The sequence below is a fragment of the Humisphaera borealis genome, from assembly GCF_015169395.1.
Taxonomy (GTDB): Bacteria; Planctomycetota; Phycisphaerae; order Tepidisphaerales; family Tepidisphaeraceae; genus Humisphaera; species Humisphaera borealis.
In genome coordinates, this window is sequence record NZ_CP063458.1 from 1129741 (window position 1) to 1155759 (window position 26019).

The window sequence follows — 26019 nt, forward strand, 5'->3', positions numbered from 1 at the left end:
ACACCGCGGGCATGCCTTCAGACCGTCAGGTCTACTCACACCAGCCCGGGAACCATGCGTCCGGCATCCAAAATCTTTATGGGCCGCCCGTCGGCGGTGGTGTACTGCCGCGTGGGGTCGATGCCGAGCAGCGTCAGAATGCTGCACGCGAGGTCTTCCGGACTGACAGGTGTGTCAATCGGCGACTGGCCCCAAGCGTCGGTTGCACCGATCACCTGTCCACCTTTCACACCGCCGCCGGCGAGACAGGCGAAGCCCGCCCGCGGCCAATGATCGCGACCGGCGCTGCTGTTGATCTTTGGCGTCCGCCCGAACTCGCCCATCAGCACAACCAGCGTGCTATCGAGCAGTCCTCGCTCACGGAGGTCGTCGATCAGTGCTGCATAGGCGCGGTCGAGCGACGGCAACTTGCCGCTGCCGGGAAAGCGTGAATCCGGCAGCTCGCGGAAGATCTGCTGGTGGTTATCCCATCCCTTGTCGATCACGGTGACAAACCCCGCGCCCGCCTCCACCAAGCGACGGGCGAAGAGGCAGCTCGCTCCCAATCGGTTGCGCCCGTAGCGCTGGCGTACCGCCTGCGGCTCCTGCGAGAGATCCAGCGCTGCCTTGGCAGCCGGCGATGTCATCAAAGTGTATGCCTGCTCGTAGAACGCGTCGCGGCTAGCAGTAGCCGGGCCCTGTTCGACCTGACGAGAGAATCCGTCAAGCTGGCCGAGCATCTCGCGCCGCCGGTCGACGCGATCGAAAGTCACACCTTCCGGGGGGATGAGATCGCGAACGCTGTAGTCCGGCTTCGAAGGATCGCCGCCGACGGAGAACGGCGCGAACGCACCGGGAAAGTAACCCGGCCCCGCCGCCCGAACCGCGCCGGGAATCGCCAGGTAAGGCGGCAGCGCGCCGCCGAAGCCGCGTTGCCTCGCGACGAGGCTCCCGAGACTCGGGAACTCCATCACAGGTGTCGGCCGATGCCCAGTCAACAGGAAATGGCTGCCGGTGTCGTGATTGCCGAGCTCGTGTGTGACCGAGCGAATAACGGCGACGTCTTTCATGACGCCGGCCGTCAACGGGAGATGTTCGCAAATGCGAATGCCATCGACCGCGGTGGAAATCGCCTTGAAGTCGCCACGAACTTCGGCCGGGGCATCGGGCTTGGGGTCGAAGGTGTCTATATGGCTCGGTCCTCCGTCAAGCCAGATGACGATGCACGATTTGGCCTTGGCGGTTCGCTTCGCCGGAGAATCTGCCGCGCCTGCCGACCGTAGCCGCAGGACATCGGCGAAGCTCAGCCCCAAACAGGAGAGCATGCCCAGATGAAGCACGTCGCGCCGGCGGATTCCGTCGCGTCGAGTTGTGGGAGATGGGTTCATGGTGTTCTCCGCGGTACTCTTCCCTGCTCCGGTACCCAGTGGGACGGAGACCTGACAACGCCGCTCAATGATTGAAGCCAAACTCTCGCGTGTTTAACAACACCCAAAGCAAGTCTTCCGCCGCTTCGCGGCGACCCGCGGCCTCGGCAAACTTCTTCAGGCAGTAATCCTTCTCGTTCTTCGTCGGAAAGCGACTGAGCGTACGAAGGAAAAGCTCGTCGATCACCGGTTCCACCGCCGTCGAAGCCTTTATCAGGCCCTCAATCGACCCGCCTTTGAGCTTCCCGTTGATCGACTTTCCATTGATCAAATGCAGCGCCTGCGACAAGCCGCCACCGGCCGACTCCTGGTCACAGCCTGTCTCGCGGGTGCAGCGGCCGAGCACGTCCAACGTCTCGGACGGCGTGCGCGCGTCGATCAATTGCACCGCGCGGGTTCCGGCGGCGTGGCCCGGATAATCGTCGGGAACGCCGGTCGCCTGGCTGATCGCGTCGGCCATCACTTGCGGTGCCAGTGGCCGGACGAACGCGTGCGAATGCAGCCGATCGTCGTCTCGGTTGGCGTCGGTCGATATCGACGAAGCCTGGTAGGTGCGCGACTCGGCGATCGTCTGGATGAGCCGCCGCACGTCGTAGCCGTTGGCGATGAAGTCGGCCGCAAGCGCATCGAGCAGGGCCGGATTCGATGGCGGATTGGTCGGCCGAAGGTCGTCCACCGGCTCGACGAGTCCCCGGCCGGTCATGTGCCGCCAGACCCGATTGACCGTCACGCGAGCGAGCATGGGGTTGCCAGGCGACACGACCCAGTCGGCCAGCGCCACACGGCGGTCGATGCCGGGCGCGTCGGTCAGTGACGCCGCCGCACCCAGAAGTCGCGCCGCGACCGGCTTGTTGGTCTTCGGGTGCAGGACCTCACCGCGATCGATCGCCGTGACACGATTGCCGGCTTGCTCTGTGCGGGCAAAGAACGCCGCAAACCCGTAGTAGTCGTCCTGGGTCCAGGCGGCAACGGGATGGGCATGGCACCTGGCGCACGCAATACGCACGCCCAACAAGGTGCCGGCCACGGCTTCGGCGGTATCGCGCGGATCGCGGGCGATGCGGTGGAAGTTCGCCGGGCCGACCGTCGCCATGTCTCCCTCGGCCGTCAGCAGTTCCCGCACAACGCGATCGAATGGCGTGTTCGTCGCCACCTGCTCGCGCAGCCATTGGTGATACGTTCGAGCCGGCACATCGCCGAGACGTTTGGAGTCAACCTGTAACAGGTCTGCGAGGCGAAGCGTCCAGAGGTCCGGCATCTCCGGCTGGGCGAGGAGATCAGCAATGACCTTTCGACGCGAGGCCGGTGTCGAAGGCTGGGCGACAAAAGCACGCACCTCCGAAGGTGTCGGAAGTCGGCCGATCAGATCGAGATGGATGCGGCGGAGGAATTGTGCGTCGTCCGCCAGCGGCGATGGCGGGACACGCTGCCGCTGCAATTCGGAGAGAACAGCCTGGTCGATGTAGTTCCGCGGTTCGAAGTCGATATCGGCGGCAGCAAGCGGTGCATCGCGCCGGGGTACGCCTACGCGAACCGCCGCGACCTGACCACCAAAACGGACCATCACAGCGGTCGTCCCCCGCCGTCGGACCGAAATCTTGCCGCCCACAGAGGCCTCGGCGATCGCGGGATCGTTCGGCGCGTACAAAGCGTGATTCGTCACGGCAAGCACCCTGCCGTCGGAAAGTGTCGCCTGCACCTTCAACTGCACCGATTGGTCTGTCGACATCAACAGCACATCGGCGGGCGAGACATCGATTGCGGCTACCCGCAAGTCCGGCGGGCCGAAAGACGCACCGCCGGCGATCCATGCTGCTATCGCGGCGTGGTCAGCACTGCCGCTCTCCAACTTCATTCCGCCCTTGTGCGGCAAGCCTCGGTCGGGCTTGCGAAGGAGAAGGCTGTCGACCGGCGAGACGAGATCGATCCGCCGACCGGACTGTTCACGGGTGATGTTCAGGAAATCCTGTTGTGGATCGTAGCCGAGCAGGCTGAGTCGAAACCCGCCCTGCCCGGTCGCAGCTCCGTGGCACGCGCCGCTGTTACAGCCGGCCTTTGTGAGAATGGGGAGAACGTGGGTGGCAAATCCAATCGGCTCCTCAGCAGGGCGATTTGCTGGAGTGGACGAAGGGACAGCAAGCGAAGCGAGTAGCGGGTCGCGTGGCGCAGCCGGAGACCGCGACGTCAACTGGCGTCCGCCGGTCAGGACGGCCAGCAACACGCCGGCGGCGACTAAAGTGGTCGTACCGTTGGACATACTCCATCCCACCGACAACATAGTTTGCGACCAGCGTTGTTGACACCGATGTTCACGGGGCGGCGTCATTCCTTCGGCTTCTGTAGACGATCGACCAGGTCCTTGCCGGCCTTCTGGGCGTAATCGGTGCCGTACTTGAGGTGCAACACACGTACCCAACCGTCGATCGCCTGCTTCTTCAGGGCAGAATCGTCCTTCACATACGCCTCGACCTCTTTCACAACCTGGTCCACTCGGGCGTCGTCGTTGGCCCGCTGTATGAACGAACGGAGTAAACCCATCAACTTTTCATCGGTTGGGGCTGCCCCGGGAAGATGGACGGCGGCAGGCTTCGTCGTCGGACCACTGGCCGGTTGACTGACCGCAGGCTGCGTCGCGCCACGACGCATCCCACCGATTGCGCCGGTCCGTTTGGCACGCTCGGCCTGTAACGCCTCCGGGGTCGGCGGATTCCCATCACCCGATGCCGCCGCCATCGCCTTGATGACCGTTGGTGCGTCGGCGATGCCCGGCTGTATCAGGGCGAAGTTCGCAGTCGCGATGTTCTTGCTCGCCACCAGCACCGTCATCAGGCAGGCTTTGTTCAGGCCGTAGTTGCCGGGACCCTCGGCACCATCGACGGACAGAGCCATCGGGGTATGAAGTTTGATCGATCCGTTCACTGCCGGCAGGCGCTTCTCGGCATCTGCGCGGTCGCCCGATAGCAGCACGATCACCATGCGTAGCGTCTCGCGGCGTCGGTGGCCGTATTCGTCAAGGGTGGTTAGCAGAGGCAGGATGGACCGTTCGATGCCGTGCACGAAGATGATCGTGACCGGCGTCTCGTCGGCCGCGGCGACCACCTCGCGCTCTTTACCAGCGTTCCCGCCGACGAAATCGACGATCTTGAATGGGCTGACTTTCTCGCCCGCCTGCGGACCGGAAAACACGGGGTCGGCGGCTGTCGCAGCCAGAGTTGAAACGAATGAAACAACGACTCCGAACGCAGCGAGGAGGCGGCTGATTGGCATGATTGCCCATCATACCCGAGCTTCAGCGGATAGCGTTCATAAACGGTGCTGAACGTTCATGTCGTTCTCTGCTATCAACAAACAAGTACCGAAAGTAGTCTCCGAAAATTTCCTTGTTTCTTCCCGCCATGTGGAATGCGAGTCGAAACTGGGGGATGCTCATGGCGGTATCATCCCCTGTGTAACGGCAAGTGGGCTTTTGTTATGCAGTTTCGTCCCCTCGGATCCTCCGGCATTCAAGTCTCCTGTGTCGGGTTCGGCACCGCGCAACTGCGTCGTGTACCGCGGACGCAGGCGATTGATACGCTCCTTGCGGGCTTTGATCGCGGTGTCAGCATCGTCCATACGGCACCGGACTACGAAGGTGCCGATCGCCTTGTGGCCGAGGCAGTCCTGCGATCGGGTCGGAAAATCATCGTCGCATCGAATGGATACGACACCTCCGGAAATGCGACCGGCAAGGTTCGACATTTTGAGCGGCTCTTCGAATCCACCTGCCGAATGCTGAAGACCGATCGGCTGGAGCTGTTCGGCATCGCGAGTGTCGAAGACCGGGAGGCGGGCCAGGAGAACATCTGGGGCAAAGACGGGATGGTGGAGTTCCTCCAGAAGATGAAGGCAACCGGCCGGCTGGGGGCCATCTTCTGCACCACCCACGGGAAGCCTGAGTTCGCGCGGCGTCTGATTGAGTCGGGTGCGTTTGATGCGATCATGCTCTCGTACAACGTGCTCGGGTTTCATTCGCTGACGCTGAATCCGCCGGCAAGCTGGCACTTTGAAGACATCCGCCGAACGCGGGAGGAACTGTTTCCGCTCTGCAAGGCGAAGGGAATGGGACTGATGATCATGCTTCCGCTAGCCGCCGGGATGCTGACGCCCAGCAAAGCATTCCCTCCGCCGGACGGCTCAGCGGCGGTCCCTCCGGGCGTAGCCGCCGGCGAGGCCCTTCGTGCGATCCTGGAGAACCCGGAGGTCTCTTGCGTGCTACCCGGTACGGCAAGCGTTGAAGAAGCGATCGAGAACGCATCCGCCGGCGTCGCCGAAAGAATCGCAACGCGACCGGAGGCGGGTCCACACGCACTGCGTATTGCCGAGATGACGACGTCGCTCTGCAGCCGCTGCGGCGAATGTGAGCCGACGTGCAGCCAGGGGCTGCCCGTGGCTTGGCTATTTCGCGCTGCGTACATGGGTGGCGTGTATCGCACCTCGCCTTACGAGACGTGGGAAGACGTGGAGTACTTCCGCCTTCAGCCACAGGGGCCTTCGACGTGCTCTGGATGCGTGCAGCAGACCTGCCGTTGCCCGGCGCGGATCGACATCCCGATCACGCTCGACAGGCTGCACCAGACCATGCTGCGACGCGTTTCAGAAGGCCGGGTTCAGCCACCTCCTGAATTGCGGCTACCACCGCGTGGCGATCGATGGTGTTCGGCACGGCTGGTCACGCGCGAGTTGCCATTGGCGCGATCACTCAAGCAAGTTTGGCGCGCAGGTCGAGAACACCGGCCGCCGACCGTGGATCAGGTCTGGTATCGGGATCGGCGTGCGCCTTCGATTCCAACTCGGAAACCATGTCGCAATCGCCGAAGGGCTGCGGTGCGACGTGATGCCGGGGGGAGCGGTGCCATTTCGTGCTGGAATGGCCGCCACCGGCGGTTACCGGCCCCGCGACATCTCTTGCGGTCGAACTGCAGTATCAGGTCCGCCCGATCCCATTGTGGCGATCGATCGAACTGTTTCGGCGGGACCTCGCCGACGGGGAGATGTTTGCTTGAGCCAGTCCGCACCTCATCTCTACGGCGTCGAATGGGTCGGGCACAATGTGCCATCGCGCTGGCCTCAATCTTCGGCACAAGCGGTCTATGTTCATGTCCGCAACGTCGGCACGCGCACTTGGCGCGCGGACGAGCCAAAGGGGCGATCTGTGGACCTGGTCATGCGAGTGGACGGGGCAATTCGCCACATGGTGCGTGTGCCACGCGACATCCTTCCGGGTGAGGAGACCACTTTCTACGTCCTGCACTCGGTCGAGCCCCGCCTGGGGCTGGGCGGCGCCGTGCAGGACGTTTCGTTTAATCTGGTCGAGCAGAACGTCACCTGGTTCGAGCATCAGAATGTCGAGTCCCTGGTGGTTCAAGTTGCCGCCGAGCCGGCCGAGGGTTCCAACGCGGCCGGTTACTTTCAGATCGGGAGCCTGATCGGGTCGTCGTTCTACTTGCCCAGCGGCGGTGTGACGCGAGGGGCTTCCGACCGTCCCTATCCGTTGTTCCTCCGAGAAGCCGCCGGCTGCCGCGTGCGCGACGGCGACGGCAACGAATGGATTGATTATGTGATGGGATGGGGATCGGCGCTTCTGGGCTATGCGCATCCGGAGATCCGCGAGGCCGTCGCCCAATCGCTTTGTAATGGGGCAATCCTCAGCTTGCCGACTGAGTTGGAGATCGAAGTGGCGTATCAGCTTGGCGAGATGATTCCAAACGCCCAGAAAGTACTGTTCGGAAAGAACGGATCTGACGTCTGCACGGCAGCGGTCCGACTGGCCCGCGTGAAGACCGGACGTCCCCTGATTCTCTTCAGCGGATACAGCGGATGGCAGGAGCCTTTCGCGCCTGTGTTCGAGAAATCGCTTCACGATCCGTCGGCGACTTGCCGCGCCATCCGATTTGCTCCGAACGACCTGGCGGAGGTTTCACGGCTGTTCGAACATCATCCGGTGCAGATTGCCGGGGTCATCCTGGAGCCGGCGGCACAGGTCGAGGGTGTCGATGGTCCCGTGCAGGTTGCCGACGCTGTGTTTCTGCGATCGTTAAAGTTGATGTGCCAGGCCCATGGCACCGTGCTGATCTTCGACGAGATCATGACCGGCTTTCGGCATCCCGGCGGCAACGTACAGAATGCAACGGGTGTCACGCCGGACCTGGCTTGCTTCGGTAAGGCGTTGACCTCCGGCATGCCACTGGCTGCGCTGGTGGGCCAGAGAGAGGTGATGGACCACGTCGCGAGGATCTTTTATCACCCGACCTTCAAGAGCGACGCGTACTCCCTCGCGGCGGCGCGTGCTGCACTCCAGATCTATCAACGGGAGGATATCCCGGCGAAAGTAGCCTCGTTTGGCGAGCGTCTGCGCGCTGCCGTCGCGGAGTGCAGCGTCGAGTCGGGAATGGACGGCGAACTGGTCAGCCCGCCCTACCGAATGGTCTACCGATTCAATGAGCCTGACCTCAACCGCAGAACACTGCTTCGCACACTGCTGCACCGGGAGCTGCTGGCCCGAGGCATACTGACCTTTCGCGGGTTCATGTTGCCCAGTGCCGCTCATGGCGATGCCGAATTGGAGAGAACAGTCGATGGGTTCCGCGGGGCGTTTGCGGCAATACGCCAGGCGGCCGCGCATCGGTCCCTCGTCAGCTCGCTCGAGATTCCACCGGTGGTGTGAAGTTCATGAGCATCGTGCAACTCAAGGTTTTATCCACGTTGCCCACGCTAAACGATCCGCCACCGCTGGTGGATCGTAGTCAGCCCTACCACAGTTGCCCCTGGCTGGAACATGGGCTGGCGTTCAACCGGCGGAGCCTGAACGCCTGCCTGATCGTCCACCATGGAACCGGTTTTCCGCACTTGTGCGACTACAACGGCGGCACACTCGATCTGACCGCGATCGCGGCGGCGCGAACGCGGATCATTCGCGAGAATCAGGGGGATGGTCATGCCGCGTGCCGGGGTTGCCCGCACTTGGTCAAGCGCGTTTGGAAAACGCCAAACTACCCGATTGCGCTGGTCGCGATCGCCCACTTCTCTCACTGCAACATCGAGTGCAACTATTGCTTCCTGCAGACGGCCGACCCGGCGGTTTTCCGCGACGGGTTCACGCCGTACCTGGTCCTTCCCGCACTGCGACAGCTTTCCGCCGCCAGGTTCCTCGATCCCGGTGCGACATTCGACTGGGGCGGCGGCGAGCCAACGATCTATCGGGAGTTCGACCAAATCCTGACCTTCGCGACTCTGGCAGGTGGGACGACCTGGGTTCACACCAACGGCACCATCCTGCCCCGGGCGATTCGCGAGGGTATCGCTACAAAACGGATCAACATCCTCTGCTCGCTCGACGCCGGTTATCCGGCCACTTGGAAAGCAATGAAGGGAAAAGACCTTCTGCCAGTCGTATGGCGAAACCTCGACGAGTTCGTCCGGACCGGCTGCCGGGTGGTGCTCAAGTACATCATGAAGGAAGAGAATTGCAGTGAGCCTGAGATCGACCAGTTTCTGCACCGCGCTACCGCCACCGGTGCGCACGAAGTCATCATCGACATCGATTACGACCACCCCAATCCAAGCCCGGCAGTCCGCCGGGGGCTTATACACTTATGGAAATCGGCACTGCGGATGCGATTCTGGGTCAACCTGGGAGCCACGGGGGCAAACTTCGACCCGGGTGCGTCCGAATGGAGAAATGTCCACGCCGAATTGTCGAAACTCGCCAAACATTCGGCATTTCGGCAGAAGATTCGAACCGCCTACGTTCGCCATCTTGGGAAAGAGCTGGGGAGACTTCTTCGCGTGGTGTAGCGTCAGCGGCGTCCGGGCGGATGTTCGGCGCTGTTCCCGAACATCCAGGCCCGCGCCGACCGAGACCATTGTGTCGGGGTGCATCATCCTTCCAGCAGACGCATCACCAGCCTGCGGGCATCGTCGGACAGATTCGACCAGACGGCCACCAGTCGGGTGGGGTCGGAATCGACTGCGCCGCTTTGTGCGCCATTTCTCTTGCCGAGCTTCGAAATCCCCGCGAAATCAGCACCCTGTTCGGACCCCTCTGAGGCCATTCGGTTACCCACCCTCGCTTCGACCCAAGGTTACAGACCACGACGCCGCGACCTTGCGGCGTCGTGGTCTATTGCTTTTAGCTTCTTGCAGGGGATCTCACTGGATGGCGTGGTCAGCGTTCGCTGTTGGCGCTGTTGACGAAGTTGCCGGGTTTGAGCGGCTTCGACGCGATACTCCCATGGAATGACCGTCTCGGCGGTGCGGCCGACGAACCTCTGGTCAGCGATGGCATCGGCGACGTCGACGGGAGAGCAGCCCGAGGCCGGCGAGGGCCATTATGCCAGCCGTCGCGGGTTCGGGGATCGCTGTCAGGACTACGTCGTTGCCTGTTCCGCCGGCGTAGGAGATTGAGAACTCCACACCGCCGGTAGTGAAACTGGAAAGCTCCGTGAGGCCGACGAACTCGCCTACGACGGGATCGACCTGGTCGTTTGCGATGATGGTGAACGTGGTGCCGATTGCGGGTGTGAAGCCCAGCGACAGCGCGAGGTTTGCACCGGTCAGGTTGACTGCGCCGGTGACATTCACCTGATCGTATTGCGTTCCGGCCGTGGTGCCGTTGAGCTCGATGACCAGATCGGAATCTGCGGCCAGCGTAAGAGCTCCCGTACTCAGCAGTCCGGCGCTGAACCCGGGCGACAACGTTCCAGCTGCCGCGATGGTGACCGGACCGAGCACCGTCCCGGTGCCGCGGAGCGTGCCGTTGTTGACCGTGATACCACCGGTGCGGCCGGCCACAGACACCACATTCTTCAGTTCCAGTGTGCCGGTGCCTTCCTTGACTGTCGTGCTGCCGGCGACGAGGTCGAGCACGTTTTGAATGCTGACGACATGCGTACCGGCAACCGTCATCGTGCTGGAGGTGGCGGAAAGGTTTTGCAGCCAGTTGGCGTTGCTGACACCACTGGTGCCAGTGATGTTGATGTGCGCGGCGGCGCCGTTCAGTACCAGCGCTTCCATGTTTACAAAGCCTACCAGTTTCAGTTCGGCTCCGGCGTCGGCCTGGAGGGTACCGCCAATTTCCGTGGTCCGGAATCGGCTCGACAGCAGTTCGTCCAGTCGCTCGTAAGTGGTGCCCGCTGCAGTGGTGAGCTTGGCGGGATCGGTACCGTCATAGAACCCGATGCCATAAAAGTTGCTGAAGCCAGTCATTGCGAATGGTCCACCCCCGCCGGTGCCGTTACCCACGCGAATTTCAAAGTCATGCCATCCGTCGGCCAGCGGCCCCATGCCGAAGTTCGTCGTCCCACCGCTGGCGTTGGCCCCGGCGGCGGCGGTGCCGGTGGGATTCATGCCCGCGGTCGAACCTGTGGTTGTGGCAACGTTGTAAGTGCCGTTCTGAAGTCGAACGACCCCGTCAATGCGGATTTGCACGGAATCGTCGATGGTTTCTGCGAAAGCAAAGCTTCCGTCGGCGTCGAAGAACTGTCCGGTGTAGACCCAGGTCGTATTGTCCTGCCAACCAGTGTGTGCGTTCTGGGTCACTGCGTTTGTCTGACCCATGCGGGGATAAGACGAAAGGCCGAAGTTGGCAGGATTTGGCGTGGTGAAGTCGGCGGCACCAGCGAGCCGTCCTTCGCGAAGCTGGCCGGCGACGCCGTTGGCGGTGAAACTTGCGGCACCCTGGATGATGCCGGTGCCGTTGGCGGCCGTCAGGTCGAACAGACCGCTGGTAGCACGCAGCGTACCGGTCACGTTGCCCAGGTTCTGGTTGAGCGCCAGCGTGCCGGTGCCCGGATCGGCCTGAAGTGCACCGCTGGTGCGGATGGAGATGGGATTGCTGTTGAGCGGATTGCCGGCGGCCGTCAGTCGGACGGTGCCGCCGTTGATCGCCCAGCTTCCCGAGTGGGTGGCGGCGATGTTACCCACGCTGACGGTGCCGGCGTTGGACTTAACCACGTTCGCACCGCCGACAAGCGACCCGAGATTGATGCTCGCCGCGCTGTTCAGCGTGACGGTCCCCGAAGCGGGCACCGTGGTCCCCGTAAATGATGCGCCGTATCCGTTGGCGGTGTTTACGGTAAGAGTCGAAGAAGCGCCCAGGTTCAGCGCTCCCAGTGCAATGGTGTTGTTGGTATTGGCGTCTACTCGATCGATGTTAATGCTGGGTCTGGCGTTCGCGGCGACGTTGATTGCGTTCCCGTAAGCCAGCGTGCTGTTACTGCCGGTACCGTTGTCACGAATTCGCAACTCGCCGCTCAGCAGCTCGATCGTCGCGGTTCCGATCGCGCTGCCGACCTTGGTCGCACTCTGCGAGATCAGATTGACGTTGGTGTTGACGGTAATCGCGCCGCCGTAGGTGTTGGCCGCGTTGGTGAGGGTGAACGAGTTGTTCTGCCCGGCCACCTCGCTGCCGACGATGCTCAGTGCGCCCGCACCCGAGACGATGCTGTTTATCACGATCTGCCGGCCGGTCGTCAGCTGATAGAAGTCGTGCAACCTCACTTCCGAGGGGGCAGTGACTGCGAGCGTACTGGTCGCGGAACCGATGGTCATCGTATTGGCGACAGTCCCCAGAACGCCGCCGTTGATCGTCGCGTTGAAGATGGGATTGCCGTTGACGTTGCCAATCAGGGCTGCGCCGGCAGCGACGTTCAGGGTGGAGGTCGCGGCGAGCGTCGTGTTGTTATCGAGACGAACCTGGCCATTGTTCACATTCATTACACCGGCAAACTGCGCGACCGAGGCCAGGCCCGGGGCGTTGAGGATGAGCATCGTCGGCCCGGTCTTGTTGAGCGTGACGCCGGCACTGTTGACCATATTGGCGGTCAGTGCCAATCCGGTGAGGCCGGTGCCCGAGGTATCGATGGTGTGTGCGCCGGGCGTGAACTCGAGCAGGATGTTGGACACGCGGGCGGTATTGGCGGTCGTGGCGGCGGGAATCGTCGGCGTGTGTGCCAGAACGTCGTTGGTTACGGTGATGTTGCCGCCGACGATCAACTTCGTGGTCAGGGTCGTGTTGTCGACCAGGGCCTGTGCACTGATGAAGTTATTCGCGCTGGCACCATCCCAGTTCACCGTCAGATTGCCAACCTCGTTGACCGAGTTGTCGACCGCCGGGAGGTCGAGGAACCCGCCGCCGTTGAAGGTGATATTGATTCCGTTTCGAATCTGCCGGGACGCGTTGAGCTGCAGCGCCGAGCCTGCTGTGCTTCCGCCATTGATGGTGACGTCGGTGGGCACGGCATAAACACTCGTGCCGTCGGCGGCAGTAGTGGTCGCGGCGACGATGCGGCCGCCGTTGATGACGGTCGGGCCTGTGTACGTGTTGGTCGCGGTCAGCACGAGGTTGCCGCCAAGCGACTTGACGAGTGCGAGTTTGGTATCGGCGTCGGGATCGGCGACGACCGAATGGATGGTGTTGGTACCCTGATTGAAGTGAGCGTAAAGCGGGACGGTATCGCCGCTGCCCGCGGCGGCACCACCCGCGGTGAGCACGCCGCGCACTGCGGTCGTTCCGATGTTCGTTCCGTTGTTGTTGTTGCTGCGGACCAGGCCGCCAGATTCGATGTTGAGGATGTTGCCGGCCGCGGCGAAGGTGACGTCGCGCGTTGTATTGCCGCTGAGGCGCATGGCGCCGACGAAGTTGTTTCCCGCGGGTAGAGCGAAGCTGGCACTGACGTCAACAATGTTCACGTTGCCCGCGGCGGCTGAGTAACTGGCAGCGAGCACGCCGCTGACGTAAGCCGGCGACGTCGCCCCGGTGCCGTAGTTGGCTCCGTAGCCGACTACGCCGCCGATGCTCTGCAAGTTGGTCGGCAGCGGCCCGGCGGGCGGTGTGACGTAAGTGGCAAACGTGTCTTCGTTGACCACGGCCCAGGCCCCGAAGAAGCCGTTGGTGGTGGTCGCGGGGTTGGCCGGGTTGGCAGTGGGGACTGCACCGCCATTGAGCTGTCCCAGGAGAATGCGGGCGTCCTGATGGAAGAAGCCCTGCGGGCCATAACGGCCCAGGTTTCCGATTCCGTTATTGCCGCGGAAGTCCACGGTTGTGAAGGTGCCGCCTCGCGACAGGTTTCCGATCGAGAGTTCGGCCGAGCCTGCCCACTGCGGGAAGCTGTTGATGTAGTTGGCACCCGAAGCGATCGTAATCGAGTTGACGGTCTGCGTGGTCTGGTGGCCGTCAAACCCGCGGAACTCGAGGGTCGAGCCGCGCATGGTGAGGGGTGCCGCCGCCGGAATGCGATTGGTGACCGGTGCCAGATTGTTCCAGTAGCTCAGGTCGAGGGTCAGCGTGGTCGTTCGAAGATCGATCGCGGTCGTGTTCAGGAGACGGCCCCGCTCGCGAAGCACCATGCCGCCGCCGCGGACGGTGGTCGTGCCGGTGTAGGCATACTCGTCGAGGACTTCCCAGTTGCCGGTGCCCGACTTGGTGACGTTGATGTTCCCCGCCACATTCCCCGCGAAACGCTGGCCATTCTGGTAGACGGTGACATTGGCCGGCGTGACCGAGGTGTTCGTCAGCGTGCCGCCGGTACCGACGTTGAGGTTCGTAGAGTTGCTGCTGATCAGGCTGTTCAACGTCGCGCTGTTGCCCTTGAGATCGAGCGTTCCGTTGGAGAGGTAGAGCGTCTGGGCGGTCGTCGCGATCGTCGAGGTGCCGGTGTTGGTGAATGGGGCGTTGTTGGCACCCAGTTCGAGGGTGCCCTCGTTAACCGAGAAGTTCCCGCTGAGGTAGCGGATCGCGCCGTCGCCGAGCGTGAGCTTCCCGCTTCCGCTCTTAGTCAGTCCGCCACCAAGAATCGTCGCGTTAACGGTTGCGGTGCCAGATGCGCCGTTGACGTGGAAGTAGTAGTTGCTGTTGTCGAGGTAAGCGGCGTTGATCGTCAGCGAGCCATTGTCGCGAACGAGGAAGCCACCCGAACTGACAACCAATCGGTTGCGGCCGCCGCCGATGTTGCGGCTATCGACTGGGGCGATCGTCGCGGCGACACCGGGCTCTACCGTGACCGAGCCTATCGAGGTTTCAAAGTTGTTCGTATCGGCGTAGTTGAGGTTATTGAAAAGCGTTGTCGGCGTGAACGTTGTGTTGGACGCAACCAGCAGATGTTCGCGCGCGTCGCCGTTGCGAACGATGCTCGCATACTCGGACGGCAGCAAAGCTCGGAAGCCGCTCGTGGTGCTCGGCTGGGTGACGAAGGACAGGGGAGCGGTGCCCCCGGTGGACGGCGTATCGGTGAGGATGTCGGGCCGGATGGACACTGCACCAAGCCCATAGGCGTTCTGGCCGTTGCCTCCGACGGCGTTGGAGGTGGTCGTAGCTACGAACGTAGCGACGTTCGCTCCAGGGGTTGCGCCGAGTTGATTGCCGCGGACGATCAGCGTGCTGATGCTTCTTGCACCGAGCGTAACGCTGCTCAGCGTGACACCCGCACCGGCCGTCGGATTGAGGTTCAAAACGCCGGCACCACCGCCGTCAAAGCGGAAGTCCACCAGTTCCGAGACGGCGGTGGAGGCATGACCGTTGACGGTGATCGTGCCGCCGGCGGCACGGACAATCTTGCTGCCCAGGCGGTTGTTCAATGGCGTAGCGGCGTTGTCCAGAAGCAGCGTGCCGCCGCGGTTCACCTGATAGTTCGCGAAGAGGCCGGTGCCCAATCCGCTGAATACGATCGTGCCCTGGTTGACGTGCAGATTCGCGGTGGTGGTGCTGACGCCGGTCAGGTCCTGGCGTCCAGTGCCAGTTTTGTAGAGGTTCACCTGCTGTGCACCCGTGACATACGCACCGGCGAACGTCGCGTCGGAGTTGTCTGCGCCGATGACGAACGTGGCTGAGCCACCCGCGCTGCTCAGTACCGTCCCAGCACCCGTCAGCGAACCGACCAGTTCCGTACGGTTGTTCACATCGAGCGTCGATCCCGCCTGCAGATTCACGCGGGTCACGTTGGGGATGACGAAGTCATTCTCCAACTGAAGCGTCGCGCCAGTGGTTACATCGATCACGCTGCCGAGCAGACCCGTTCCGCCGCCAGCATTAAAGCTGAGGGTGCCCAGCTTGTGGTTCCCATCGATGCCGTCGTTCAGGCCGATCGTCAGTGTGTTGGCGCCCAGGGCATAGTCTTCCTGGATTCGGAATCGCGTGCCGCTGCTTGCGGCGAACGTGACACCGCCGGACCCGACAACGATCTGTCCGAAACCGGCACTGGCGGTCCGGTCCGACTGCGAGTCGTTCGTGAGAACGCCGCCGTTGCCCAGGATGAGATTCTCGGGCGTCGCCTGGTTCGAAAGCACTCGGTTCGCGTTGTAAGTGACGTAGGTGGCCGAAGGGGACAGGCGGGTGCTGAGGCCCAGAATGCTATCGGCAACGAGGCGGATCACGGCACGCGGTTCGAACACGAAAGGCTGGGTGCCACGGATCGGGTCGGTGTTCTGGATCTGCATCACGCCGTCACGCCGAACGGTGACCGTGCCTGCCCCGGTGAGCGATACGTTATCGTTGAAGTTGATGACGCCGCCGGCTTCCACGACGACGTTGCCGTTGATCGCCGCTCCGGCGGTCGAGGCCAGATCCACCGTTCCGCCGGCCTGGACCAGGATGTTCGCGTTGTTGGCGGGTACCGCTAGATCGGACCCAAGCACGCTGGCCTGGTTGAGGGACAGGAATCCGCCCGGCGTCACCACCCATGTCAGGGAACTGGGCATCGTCGGAGCGACTTCGTTGAGATCAACGCGGCCGTGCACGAAAGCCTTGACCGGGCTGGCGGTCGCATTCACGTAAGTGAGCGTTCCGTTGGTGGCGCTGGTCCCATCTCCGAGCAGAAGCTGGCTGTAAGTATTGTTGTTGGGCAGGCCCTGGAAGATGACATCGCTGTTAAGGGTGATAGTGCCCTGGCGGAACTGGCGAGGGGAGGTCCGGTCGGTGCTCATGCCCTTCCACGGCGTACCCACGCCCAGCGTAACACCCTGGCTCGCGCCGGCATTGAAGTCGTTGCTGAGACCGAAGAACAAGTCTGCATTGCTGCCGAGGTTCGCGATCGTGTTGATGATCGTCCCGTCATTGACGCCATTGGACGCACTGTTCAGTGCCGTGTTGTGGCCGACGATCGCATCGGGGGCGAGCAATACCTGTCCGGCTGCCGGGGTACCTGTGAACGTGGCGCTGTCCACTCGCGTCAGCCCGTTCATACCGGCGTTTGCCGCCGGCACTGCGCCACTGAGCCGGCCGATCAGTACTGCGCTCGAACCGAGATCGAACCGTTCGGTCGCGATCGTGGACGGATTGGTGACGTAGTTCAGGAATATCTCGCCGGTGGTCTCGACGGTGTATTTGCCGGTCGATCCACTCACCGAGCCGATCTGGTTGAGCGTCAGTCGGCCGTCTTTGACACGGACATCGCCGGAGCCCAGCGACCCGGCGGCTGCGGCCGTCAGCGTGCCCTTTAGGACATTGGTGCCACCGGTGTAAGTGTTGACTGCCGTCAGGCTGACGCCACCGTCGAGCGACTTTACGACCGCAACGGGTGACGCGCCGTTGTCGACAATCACCGAGTGGATCGTTGTTGTGTTGCTATTGTTGTGAAGGAACAGTTCGTAAGCGCCCGATGCCCCGGTGGAAGGCCCGGCCGTCAGCTCGCCGCGGGTCGTGGCGCTGCCGACGTTACGCACGCTGTTGCTCCCGTCGGTCAGCAGGCCTCCGCTGCTGATGTACAGGCGATCGGTGGCGTTGGCGAACAGCAGATCGCGCACGCCCACCATCCGAAGCGCCTGGATTTCGAAGTTGGCCGGCGTGCCCGCCGTGCCCAGCGTGACGTTGGCCGTCTGGTTGACGATGCGTCCGGCCACAAAATCTGTCGCGGCTGCGCCGGCGCCGTACGCGGTGTAACCCGTTGCGCCGTACTGCGCCACGCCAGTGGCGGTGCGGTAGTTGGCAAAGTCCGTGCTGTTGACCAGCGCCCATCCACCGAGGAACGAGTCGTTCGCTTGCCCGGTGATGAAGATACGGCCGGTGTCGCCGGCCTGGCCCAGTCCGCCGGTGCCGTCAGTCGAAAAGCGGACCACGCCCGAGCCTTCGGTCGCGCTGGCGGAAGTATGTGTGAGCGACGTGAGTGTCAGGTTCGCGCCGCCGCCACCCGACCGCTGGGCCCTGATTTCCGACTGTCCGAACTTGAGGGTGACAGCACCGATGGTTTCGTCGTTCTGGCCGGCGGTGGAGGTGTTGCGGCCGAGGTACATGAAGCGGCCGCCGCGTAGCTCGATCGCGGTCGCGTTGCCGAGGCGGTCGTTGATGGTCGCGGCGCTGGGGAGATAGGCGAGCGTGGAGTTGTTATCGACGTTGAAGAAGCTCTGGGCCTCGACAACGATCTTGGAGGCGTTCATCAGGGTGCCGGCACCGCGGACATCCACCTGCCCGCTGTTGTGTCCCAGCCGTAGTTCGCCGGTGAAGGATGTGTTGGCCGCCATCATGAACAGCCGGCCGCCGCCGGCCTTGGTGAGGACGCCCGCGCCGGTGATCGCGTTGTTGGCGGTGAGTGTCGCGCCGCCGGAGTTTCCGCCAAACGGCAGTGGACTACCGAGGCTCAACGTGCCGCCGCCTGCCCCGACATTGATGACGTGCGCGAACGTGAAGAATGCTTCGCCGACCTGGTTCTGCTGGACGTTGGCAAGTTCGAGCCGCCCGCCATTGAGGTTGACCGTGTTCGCCGCCGCGCCGGCGTTAATGTCATTGATCACGGTTAGCGTGCCGCTGCTGACCGCGACGTTACCCGAGAACGTGTTGCGACCGGCAAGCACCAGCGTGCCGCCGCCGTCCTTGGTTACACCCGATGTGCCCTGCAACGCCGACGCGATGGTCGCAGTGGTAAATCCCTGTCCGTAGACCGCGCCGGAGGTTTCGACATTGATCTGCCCACTGGCAAGCGTCAGGTCGCCGCCGCGCAGGTTGTAGGTGTTGAGAAACTGGAGACGGTCGGCCGTGCGTCCCGACGTCAGCGAGACAAACCCCGAAGCCGGCGTGGTGACCGGATTGAGCAGGGGGAAGATCGCCCGATCGGCGCTGGTCGGCTCAGCGTCGGTCCAGTTGGTGGAGTCATTCCAGGCGTTGCTGGTCGTGCCGTTCCAGGTCTTGTCGGCGGCGAGCAGCGATGTCGGCATGGCCCCTGCCACCGCCGCAGACAGCATTGCGATCCGATTGAAAAAACGCGCGCGCCCGCTCAGCTTTTGGACCAACGACATGCAGTTATCCTCCAACCTTTCGGTCGACATCCGCCATTGATACGAAGTGAATCACACCCGGCTTCTCGAAGAAACCCGATGCAAAAATGATGGAGGTGGGACTGCAGTGCGACTTGGTGAGACCGCGCATCCGATACCCGTCGGATGCTTTTTCGCATGGTCATTCAGAACTGAGGTATTCCGCCCCAGTGATTTGAATGACGACAACGCTTTGCGTCTTCTCGCCAGCCGTCTTCAGGCTCCTCGCGGACGGACTGCGTGAGTCCATCCTCTCTCCATCCAAAACTGATGTATCACAACCGCGATGAAAGTCAATATGAATTAAGGGGGTCCCCTAGCGATGTTTTTGAAAAATCGGCTCAGAATCGGGCGCAGGCTGCTTATCGGGTTACGTCGCTGCGCGAGCGATCCGGGCGGATGTCCGGGTCATTGCTCCCACAACAGTTCCCATGCAATGATCCTGCAATAGGCGTTGTTGCCTTCGGTGGGCCCTGCCCTTGACCACTGAAGATGCCGCTGTATTGTGCGACGACTCTGGTCCTACTGCGACCATGAACTCACCGCCGCGCCGCGTTCTCGAAGTTTCTATTCTTCTCGCCGACAACCTCTTACGGCCTTCACAGGCTGGTCATGTTCACCTGCGAGCATGGCCGGCGCGGTCTTTACCATGCCCTCAGGCCGAAAGGTCTGGCGATCGTGGTGCCTCGGCGGAAGCGGTGTATGCGGCCGGCTTCGAGCATCCTTAATTTCGGAGAGCGTCGGATGGATCTGTCCAGCACACTCGGGATCGTTCAATCAGATGACGTCGTTGGGGCCGTCCACGACAGTACCGAAACCCGCGAAAGCCGGGTTCGGGCCGTCAACCTCATGCTCGCCGCCAACGGGCTTGCATCGGCCGGGGGAGATACGTCGGGCGACGACGGCTTCCTTGCCCATACCGCCGCTGCGATGCTCGACAGCTACCGCGAACAATCCCGGCAACTTCTCGAGTATCGCTGCCCGGTGGATCGCCGGATCGAGACGTTCCTCCAGACGCACCTGGCCGACCTGGGCCTCTCCTGGGCGCCGCGACTGCCTTCGGAAACGCTCGTGCTGGCGCGGCACGGCATCGCCCGCGAATTGTCGCTGCCGGCCGACGGCGATGACTTCACCTCCCCCCTGCTGCACAGCTACCGCGTTCGCAACGGCGTGCTGCACAACCCCAAGAACGACAAGCGCACCACCGCCGGCACCTTCCATGTTGCCGAAGGCGGACTGCCAATCGCCGGGGATAAGAAGGCGGTGCCGAAGAAGGTGTTCGCCGAATTGTTCCGGCACGCGGTCAATCCCCCGGACGACCTGATGACCCTGCCGTTCTCGGCGCGCCGAAACGACCCGCCGAAGACGTTTGTCTCGCTGTTGCTGCGCCCGCTGGTCTGCCCGGAAGTACCCGGCGTCTGCCCGCAAAAAACGATGGAGGTCCGGTTCTTCGCCCCCGGCACGCTGGTGAGCAACCTCGACTTCGTCGAGAGTATCTTCGGCAACGCCGGCGATCCATCGCTTCCGAAGAACGACGCCGGGCTCGACGCCGAGCACTGGACCGGCCACACCGGCTGCGTCATCCTCGCGCCGCACCTGATTTCGCTGACAAAGAAAGAGCTCGGCCTGCCTCACTTCGAGCACGCCACCCCGCGGCAACGCCGTGATTCCATGTGCTGGAAGGACCCTTCCGAGAAGTACAACGACGGCTCGGCGTTCAAGATCACCTGCCGTACCGAGGCCGGCGTGATCGTCACCATCATCGCCGACAACTACTACGGCTACTGCAAGAAAGAGGTCAAGACGCAGATCAGCTACGCGACGAACCTCTACGGCAACACCGAGGAAGAACACGCCGGCGGCGCGCTGGCGTTCGCCAGCTACAGCTTCGGCGACGAGTTCCACCCCGACCCCAAGCGTGGCAACGGCCGCACTTTTGCCGAGGTCGTTCGCGATTACGGCCACATGATGGACGTCATGCCCGACGGCTACGGCATCGACAAGGAGTACCCCCGGCTCGTGTACATCCCGGAAGGCTGTCGCGCCAGCGTCGCCCGCCAGCAGATCTGGTGGACCCCCAAGGACGGCAAGGAACGCGCCATCGCGATGGAGCCGGGCAAGTTTTACATCAACCCGTCCGGCTTCAAGCTGCATATCGAGAAGCACCCGGGCGCGCCGAGCTGGCGCATCATCGGTTCCAACGGCGACGGCGTCTTCTGTCATAAGCCGTGCACGGTCTCCGGCGGCGGCAAGAGCGAGATCAGCAAGTCGATCCGCGACTACATGCTGTACGGTCCGATCTTCGTTTCCGATCTCGATGCCGACCTGAAGGTGGTCGAGGAAGTGATGAATCGCGATTACAGCGACCGCTGGAAGAGCGATTCGACGGAGAAACCCGACTACTCCAGCCGCGACAGCCGCAAGATCCTCAGCCTCGAACGGTCGCTGGGCAGCGTGATCAAGCTGCTTTCGCCCAGCGGCAGCTACACCGACGAGTACAACGCGTGGCTGGCGTCGCTGCCGACGTACATCTACCCGATCATTTTCATCATCAAGCGGTTCTACCGCGCCGAGTGGGGCGACAACTGGCGCGAGCATTTCGGCGTGGATATCGTCAACGGCTTCCCCGGTCACGAGTTGAAGCTGCACAACCGCAAGCTGGTCGGTACCTACCTGCGCGTCGGCCTCATGGCCGGCAATGCCTGGCGAACCTACAAGGTCCGCCAGGATTTCGCCGCCGCCGCCAAGGTGCAGACGGAAGACGACATCACCGCTTCGGTCGTCGTGCCGTCGAAGCGGGTTCCGCTGAAGAACCCGGCCGGCGTGACCAGCTTCAAGTTCTCGGAGAATTGCGAGTACCGGCTGTTCCAGCGGCCGGACGATGCCGTCCATCGCGGGCTCGACAAGCAGACCGAAATCGACATGTCGCGGACCGACAATTTCTTCTCGAACTACGAGCCGATCGATCCGGCCGGCGTCAAGAAGATGGTCGAGCGGGTCACGGAGTTTGACCAGTTCACCCAGCCGATGCAGAACCTGCTCAAGGGAGCGGCGAAGGAGTCGAACGCGTATGTGGTGGCATCGTCGGAGCCGCGCATCGTGGACGGCAAACCGACCAAGAACCCACGTTACCTGCAGACGCGGCCGGACATGCTCGACCCTCTGCCGAAGTATGTCGCGTATCAGGGGCTGCGGCTGGCGCAGGCGGTGCCAGGGGATCAGGCCGTGCTCAAGCCGGTGGACGCCGTGCTGATCGGCCGCCGCAACAACGCCGCCGAGCCCGCCGCGCAGATTCGCGCGCTCGCCGTTTACAACCCGATTCACTACCAGGAACTGCCGGAACTGTTCATGGACTTCGTCGCGTCGCTGACGGGCAAGAGCCCCAGCACGACCGGCGCAGGCTCCGAAGGCGCGCTGACCAAGGGGCCGTTCAACGCCCTTCGGCCGATCGTCGACCTCAACAACGCGCTGGTCAGCTACATCCTCACCGGGCTGGCCGGATTCTCGACGGCGGCAGGTGTGGTCGGGCCGAAGGTGCGCGTGGATCACGACATCAGCCTGCTCGTCCCTGAGATCTGGTGTCGTCTGTCGGCCAAAGAGCGAGACCCCAAGTACCTCATCGCCGAGGGGTACCTCGAGCCGGTACCTGACATGACGTTCAACGGCGAGACCATCCTGTCGAGCCGGCTCGGCTACCGCATTACGTACCGCTTCGTGCGCACCTTCTTCGGCCGGCTGTTCGACAACCCGTCGAAGGTGTTCGATGAAACCCTGCTCAAGCCCGAGACGCAGGATATCGAGAGCTTTGTCGATGGAATGAAAAACATCTGCGAAGCACACGAGCGGGTGGCCAACGAGTACTTCGAAGACGGCTCCATCGCCGACGCCTGTCCGCCGCTACGGGCACTCCTGTCGATCATGGCCAAGGGCAGTTACGAGGGGGCGACCGTTCACGATCCGTACGTGCGCAAGATGTTCACCCGCGAGTATCTGCTCGGCAGCGACTGGTACAAGAAACGTCTCGCCGCCAAGCAGCAGGTCGACATCAAGCTCTGGTCGCGCCACGCGAAGTACATCGACGCGTTCCTGAAGCTGCCGGCGTACACCGCCGAGGCAAAGGTGCTCGACCTCGAAGGCCGCCGCAAGCTCGCCACGGCGGAACTGGAACGCGCCAAGTCGCCGAGGTATCTGGACGAGCTGACCGGGATGCTCGGAACCGATCCATCGGTCGCGGGTTGATAGGTAGGGTCCGCCTTGGCGGACGTGACGGTCTATGGCGCTTCGCGTCCGCCAAGGTGGACCCTACTATAGCGGCATGGAAATCAATCTCGTCGTAGTGAACGTCGGCAACTCCCGCGTGGCCATCGGGTCATTCGTGGCTGGAGAGTTGACCGGCGATGTCGAACGCATTGCCGTCGTCCGCCGGGAGGAGTGGGCGCAGGCGGTCGAGCGCGCCTGGCAGCGCATCTCGGGGCGCGAAAACGCCGCCATCGTCGCCGCGGGCGTCAACCCCGACGTGCAGTCGGCCCTGAGCGATGTTGTCTCGGAACGGATCGATCGGCGTGTCGTCTGGGTGGGCAAAGACCTGGACCTGCCCATCAAGGTGTTGACCGATGAGCCCGAGAAGACCGGCATTGACCGCATCCTGAACGTCGCCGCCGCGTACGAGCAGACGGAGATGGAAACGGTCGTCGTCGACGCCGGCACCGCCATCACGCTGAGCGCCTGCAACGATGCCGGCGAGTTTCTTGGTGGGGCGATCGCGCCCGGCGTGCGCATGCAGCTTGATGCGCTCCACGAACGCACCGCCGCCCTGCCACTGATCACCACCGAAGAGTTCAAGGCCCCCGATGAACCGTATGGCCAGAACACCAAGCAGGCCATGCTGCACGGCGTGTATCACGGGATTCGAGGCATGGTGAAGGAGATCGTCGAAGCCTACGCCACCCAGATGGGCAAATGGCCGGAAGTCGTCGCCACCGGCGGCGACGCCCAGGCGCTGTTTTCCGGCTGGGAGATCGTCACGGGCATTACCCCGGACCTTACGCTCTACGGCATCGCCAAGGCGTATGCGGATCATCACATCAAGCACGACAGCGAGTAGACAGCCGTCTCATGATTGACCCTTTGCTTACGAGGCATTGACCGGACCTTCAAGTTGCGCCGGTAGTGTGCACGGGCGTGTTTCCCGAGATCGCGCCGACCGACCGACGCGAGCTTGTTCGGGGGATGCGGTTCCGCTGCCTCGTAACGCAAAGGTTGTCCATGCTTCGTCGTGCCGTGCGCGCCGGATTTACGCTGCCCGAACTCCTGGTCGTGATCGGGATCATCGGCCTTCTGATCTCGATTCTCGTGCCGGTCGCCGGCCGGGCACGCGAAGTGGCCAGGCGGACCGCCTGCGTCGCCAACATTCGCACGTTGACCACCGCCGCCATTGTTCGGGCGACCGAACTCACGACCGGCAATGGTGCGCTGATCCCGACGGACGGCGGCGGAGCCGATTCGTTCACCTTCTTGTTTCCCAAGTACGTGTCGGATTATCGCGTTACCATCTGCCCGTCGACACAGAACTCGATTCGGCCGGATGTGCTGTATTCCAAGCCGCCGTTGTATCCGAAGCCAGTCCTGCGAGACCTGGCGTTCGTCGCCGCCAACGGCCAAGCAACGTTCGGACATTCGTATGAGACGTTTGCCTGGTACAGCGACGGAATCTGGGCGGACGGGACGATCGTCAATTCGCGATCCGTGGGTCGCGTGAATGCACAACGCGGGCTCAAGCCCGGAGACTTGGAATACGACCCCGCCGATCCTGCCGCCGACGGCGTTCTTAAGCGGATGAACACGCTCATCAAGCCCGAAACGTCGATCTTGATTCTCGATTCCGACCAGGACGGATCGGCACCGGATCGCATGAACAACTGGCCCGAAGAGTGGAACAACCATGGCACCGCGGGCTTGAACATCGGGTTCTGCGACGGCCACGTGGAATGGGTGAGCCGGGGGCCGGGCCTCATCAAGACCTACATTGATGGTCATCAGGATCCCGCCCAACCCGATGCCTTCAGCATGGCCCAGTTTCCGGGCCTGACGATCCAGAACGGCGTCTCGGCCAATGGGCGGACCTTCACCAAGTACACCTATTGAGCCGAGGCGGCCGATTGTCGCCAGGATGTCATTTGGTCACCGGGACCGGCTTCTCTCCAGCAGGCTTGCCTTCCAGTTGCGGCAGGAGCCAGTCAAGGCCGCTCAGGTTGTCCTTCAGGCGTTGCTCGGCGTCATCCTGGGTGTGACCAAGGATGCCGATCGGGCCGGTGTAGCCAGTGTCGGCGATCAGTTTCAGGATCGACAGGTCAGCGTCCCCCTGCCCGAGCACGACAATCTTCTTCCCCTTCTTGTCGCCGCCGGCGACCATGCCGTTGAGATTGATCGCCAGCAGGTGCGGTTTGAGTTTCGGCAGGACGTCCTTCAACCGGTCGAGGTGATCGTGGCCGTGGTGGAGGTTGTAGACGATGCCGACGTTGGGCAGTTTCAGTGCCTGGACGACGGCGAGCTGGTTCTCCGGTTCGCCGCCCCAGCCGCCGTGGTTGTAAAGGCCCACCTTGCACCCGATCGCCGCTGCCGCCAAGGCGATCGGCCGCACACCTTCGGCGGCCGCGGTAACTTTTGCCAGCTGGTCTGTTGATGCTGGCAACCGGTCGGCAAGGGTGATCCACAGCTCGGTCTTGACGTCGTTCCGCTTCAGGATGTCCAGGATCGTTTTCGCGTCGGCGTTGAGGGATGTGGGGAACCAGACCGCCTGCAGCGCGATGCCGCGAGACTTCAACTCGCCGATTTCCGCTTCGAACGTCGGCAGATGCTGCGCACGCCAGTCATAGGCGTATCGTTTGAAGCCCAGTTGCTTGAGCATGTCGGCCCGCTGGCCGGGGGTTCGATTCTTCGCGTCGAACGGCACGATGCACCAGGCGACGAGGTTGTCGCGGGCATAGACGGACTTGGCAGCCGGCTCTCCGCGGGCCGATGGGACGGCCGCCAGCAGCATCAGCATCGCCAGCAGCGGTAACCCGGAGCGTTGATACCGCAGGTCTCTCGTGGCCATGATCATCCTCCGTATATGCCTGATGCGGGCGTTGACGTGTACTTGCCCCATGTATCTCAACCGGTTGCGATCGAGTCTGTCAAATCCGCGATCGAGCGCACGGTGGGTGTAGCGTAGATGTTTTGTATTGGCCTACTTTTCGGGTGCCATGGGCTGGCGTACTCGCCTGCCCGTGGCCGTGAGAGGGTCAGGCGTTGCCACGGGCAGCGGAGTACCGCAGCCCATCGCACCCAGAAGTTA

Annotated in this window: 11 protein-coding genes; 6 read left to right on the forward strand and 5 right to left on the reverse strand. The window is 62.8% G+C overall.

The window, feature by feature from the left end; genetic code table 11:
* Positions 1-35 precede the first annotated feature (35 nt).
* The 3 genes from IPV69_RS04285 to IPV69_RS04295 all read right to left on the reverse strand — a co-directional run bounded on the left by IPV69_RS04285 (position 36) and on the right by IPV69_RS04295 (position 4673).
* Positions 36-1367: a DUF1501 domain-containing protein gene (locus IPV69_RS04285; RefSeq protein ID WP_206293680.1), complete on the reverse strand. Its 1332-nt coding sequence runs from the start codon at positions 1365-1367 to the stop codon at positions 36-38.
* Between the two features lie 64 nt (positions 1368-1431).
* Positions 1432-3663 (reverse strand): DUF1549 and DUF1553 domain-containing protein, encoded by a 2232-nt coding sequence (locus tag IPV69_RS04290; protein ID WP_206293681.1) that lies wholly within the window; start codon positions 3661-3663, stop codon positions 1432-1434.
* Positions 3664-3728: 65 nt separating this feature from the next.
* Complete coding sequence (locus IPV69_RS04295) at positions 3729-4673, reverse strand: hypothetical protein (RefSeq protein ID WP_206293682.1); 945 nt, start codon at positions 4671-4673, stop codon at positions 3729-3731.
* A 204-nt stretch (positions 4674-4877) separates the two neighbouring features.
* Between IPV69_RS04295 and IPV69_RS27800 the strand changes: the two genes are divergently transcribed.
* From IPV69_RS27800 to IPV69_RS04310, 3 genes are read left to right on the forward strand one after another with little or no spacing between them, the layout of a single operon-like run.
* Positions 4878-6671: an aldo/keto reductase gene (locus IPV69_RS27800; protein ID WP_206293683.1), complete on the forward strand. Its 1794-nt coding sequence runs from the start codon at positions 4878-4880 to the stop codon at positions 6669-6671.
* Complete coding sequence (locus tag IPV69_RS04305; protein ID WP_206293684.1) at positions 6637-8109, forward strand: aminotransferase class III-fold pyridoxal phosphate-dependent enzyme; 1473 nt, start codon at positions 6637-6639, stop codon at positions 8107-8109. The genes IPV69_RS27800 and IPV69_RS04305 overlap by 35 nt, the downstream gene beginning before the upstream one ends.
* Positions 8110-8114: 5 nt before the next feature.
* Complete coding sequence (locus IPV69_RS04310; RefSeq protein ID WP_206293685.1) at positions 8115-9239, forward strand: radical SAM protein; 1125 nt, start codon at positions 8115-8117, stop codon at positions 9237-9239.
* 477 nt (positions 9240-9716) lie between these two features.
* On the opposite strand, the gene IPV69_RS04315 is transcribed toward IPV69_RS04310, so the two are convergent.
* Positions 9717-18665: an autotransporter-associated beta strand repeat-containing protein gene (locus tag IPV69_RS04315; protein WP_206293686.1), complete on the reverse strand. Its 8949-nt coding sequence runs from the start codon at positions 18663-18665 to the stop codon at positions 9717-9719.
* Between the two features lie 762 nt (positions 18666-19427).
* Between IPV69_RS04315 and IPV69_RS04320 the strand changes: the two genes are divergently transcribed.
* The 3 genes from IPV69_RS04320 to IPV69_RS04330 all read left to right on the forward strand — a co-directional run bounded on the left by IPV69_RS04320 (position 19428) and on the right by IPV69_RS04330 (position 24827).
* Positions 19428-22922 carry a hypothetical protein gene (locus IPV69_RS04320; RefSeq protein ID WP_206293687.1) on the forward strand — a complete coding sequence of 1165 codons (3495 nt, stop codon included), beginning with the start codon at positions 19428-19430 and terminating at the stop codon, positions 22920-22922.
* Between the two features lie 76 nt (positions 22923-22998).
* The gene (locus IPV69_RS04325; RefSeq protein WP_206293688.1) at positions 22999-23787 is read left to right on the forward strand and encodes a type III pantothenate kinase; all 789 of its coding nucleotides are present in this window, start codon (positions 22999-23001) and stop codon (positions 23785-23787) included.
* 161 nt (positions 23788-23948) lie between these two features.
* Positions 23949-24827, forward strand: coding sequence for a type II secretion system protein (locus IPV69_RS04330; RefSeq protein WP_206293689.1), 879 nt, complete (start codon positions 23949-23951; stop codon positions 24825-24827).
* A 28-nt stretch (positions 24828-24855) separates the two neighbouring features.
* Here IPV69_RS04330 and IPV69_RS04335 read toward each other — a convergent pair whose 3' ends face one another.
* The gene (locus tag IPV69_RS04335) at positions 24856-25779 is read right to left on the reverse strand and encodes a sugar phosphate isomerase/epimerase family protein (RefSeq protein ID WP_206293690.1); all 924 of its coding nucleotides are present in this window, start codon (positions 25777-25779) and stop codon (positions 24856-24858) included.
* Between the last annotated feature and the right edge of the window lie 240 nt (positions 25780-26019).

Coding starts and splice junctions, on each gene's coding strand:
- IPV69_RS04285 (WP_206293680.1), bottom strand. CDS start 1,367: ATGAACCCATCTCCCACAACTCGACGCGACGGAATCCGCCGGCGCGAC.
- IPV69_RS04290 (WP_206293681.1), bottom strand. CDS start 3,663: ATGTCCAACGGTACGACCACTTTAGTCGCCGCCGGCGTGTTGCTGGCC.
- IPV69_RS04295 (WP_206293682.1), bottom strand. CDS start 4,673: ATGCCAATCAGCCGCCTCCTCGCTGCGTTCGGAGTCGTTGTTTCATTC.
- IPV69_RS27800 (WP_206293683.1), top strand. CDS start 4,878: ATGCAGTTTCGTCCCCTCGGATCCTCCGGCATTCAAGTCTCCTGTGTC.
- IPV69_RS04305 (WP_206293684.1), top strand. CDS start 6,637: ATGGTGCGTGTGCCACGCGACATCCTTCCGGGTGAGGAGACCACTTTC.
- IPV69_RS04310 (WP_206293685.1), top strand. CDS start 8,115: ATGAGCATCGTGCAACTCAAGGTTTTATCCACGTTGCCCACGCTAAAC.
- IPV69_RS04315 (WP_206293686.1), bottom strand. CDS start 18,665: ATGTCGTTGGTCCAAAAGCTGAGCGGGCGCGCGCGTTTTTTCAATCGG.
- IPV69_RS04320 (WP_206293687.1), top strand. CDS start 19,428: ATGGATCTGTCCAGCACACTCGGGATCGTTCAATCAGATGACGTCGTT.
- IPV69_RS04325 (WP_206293688.1), top strand. CDS start 22,999: ATGGAAATCAATCTCGTCGTAGTGAACGTCGGCAACTCCCGCGTGGCC.
- IPV69_RS04330 (WP_206293689.1), top strand. CDS start 23,949: ATGCTTCGTCGTGCCGTGCGCGCCGGATTTACGCTGCCCGAACTCCTG.
- IPV69_RS04335 (WP_206293690.1), bottom strand. CDS start 25,779: ATGGCCACGAGAGACCTGCGGTATCAACGCTCCGGGTTACCGCTGCTG.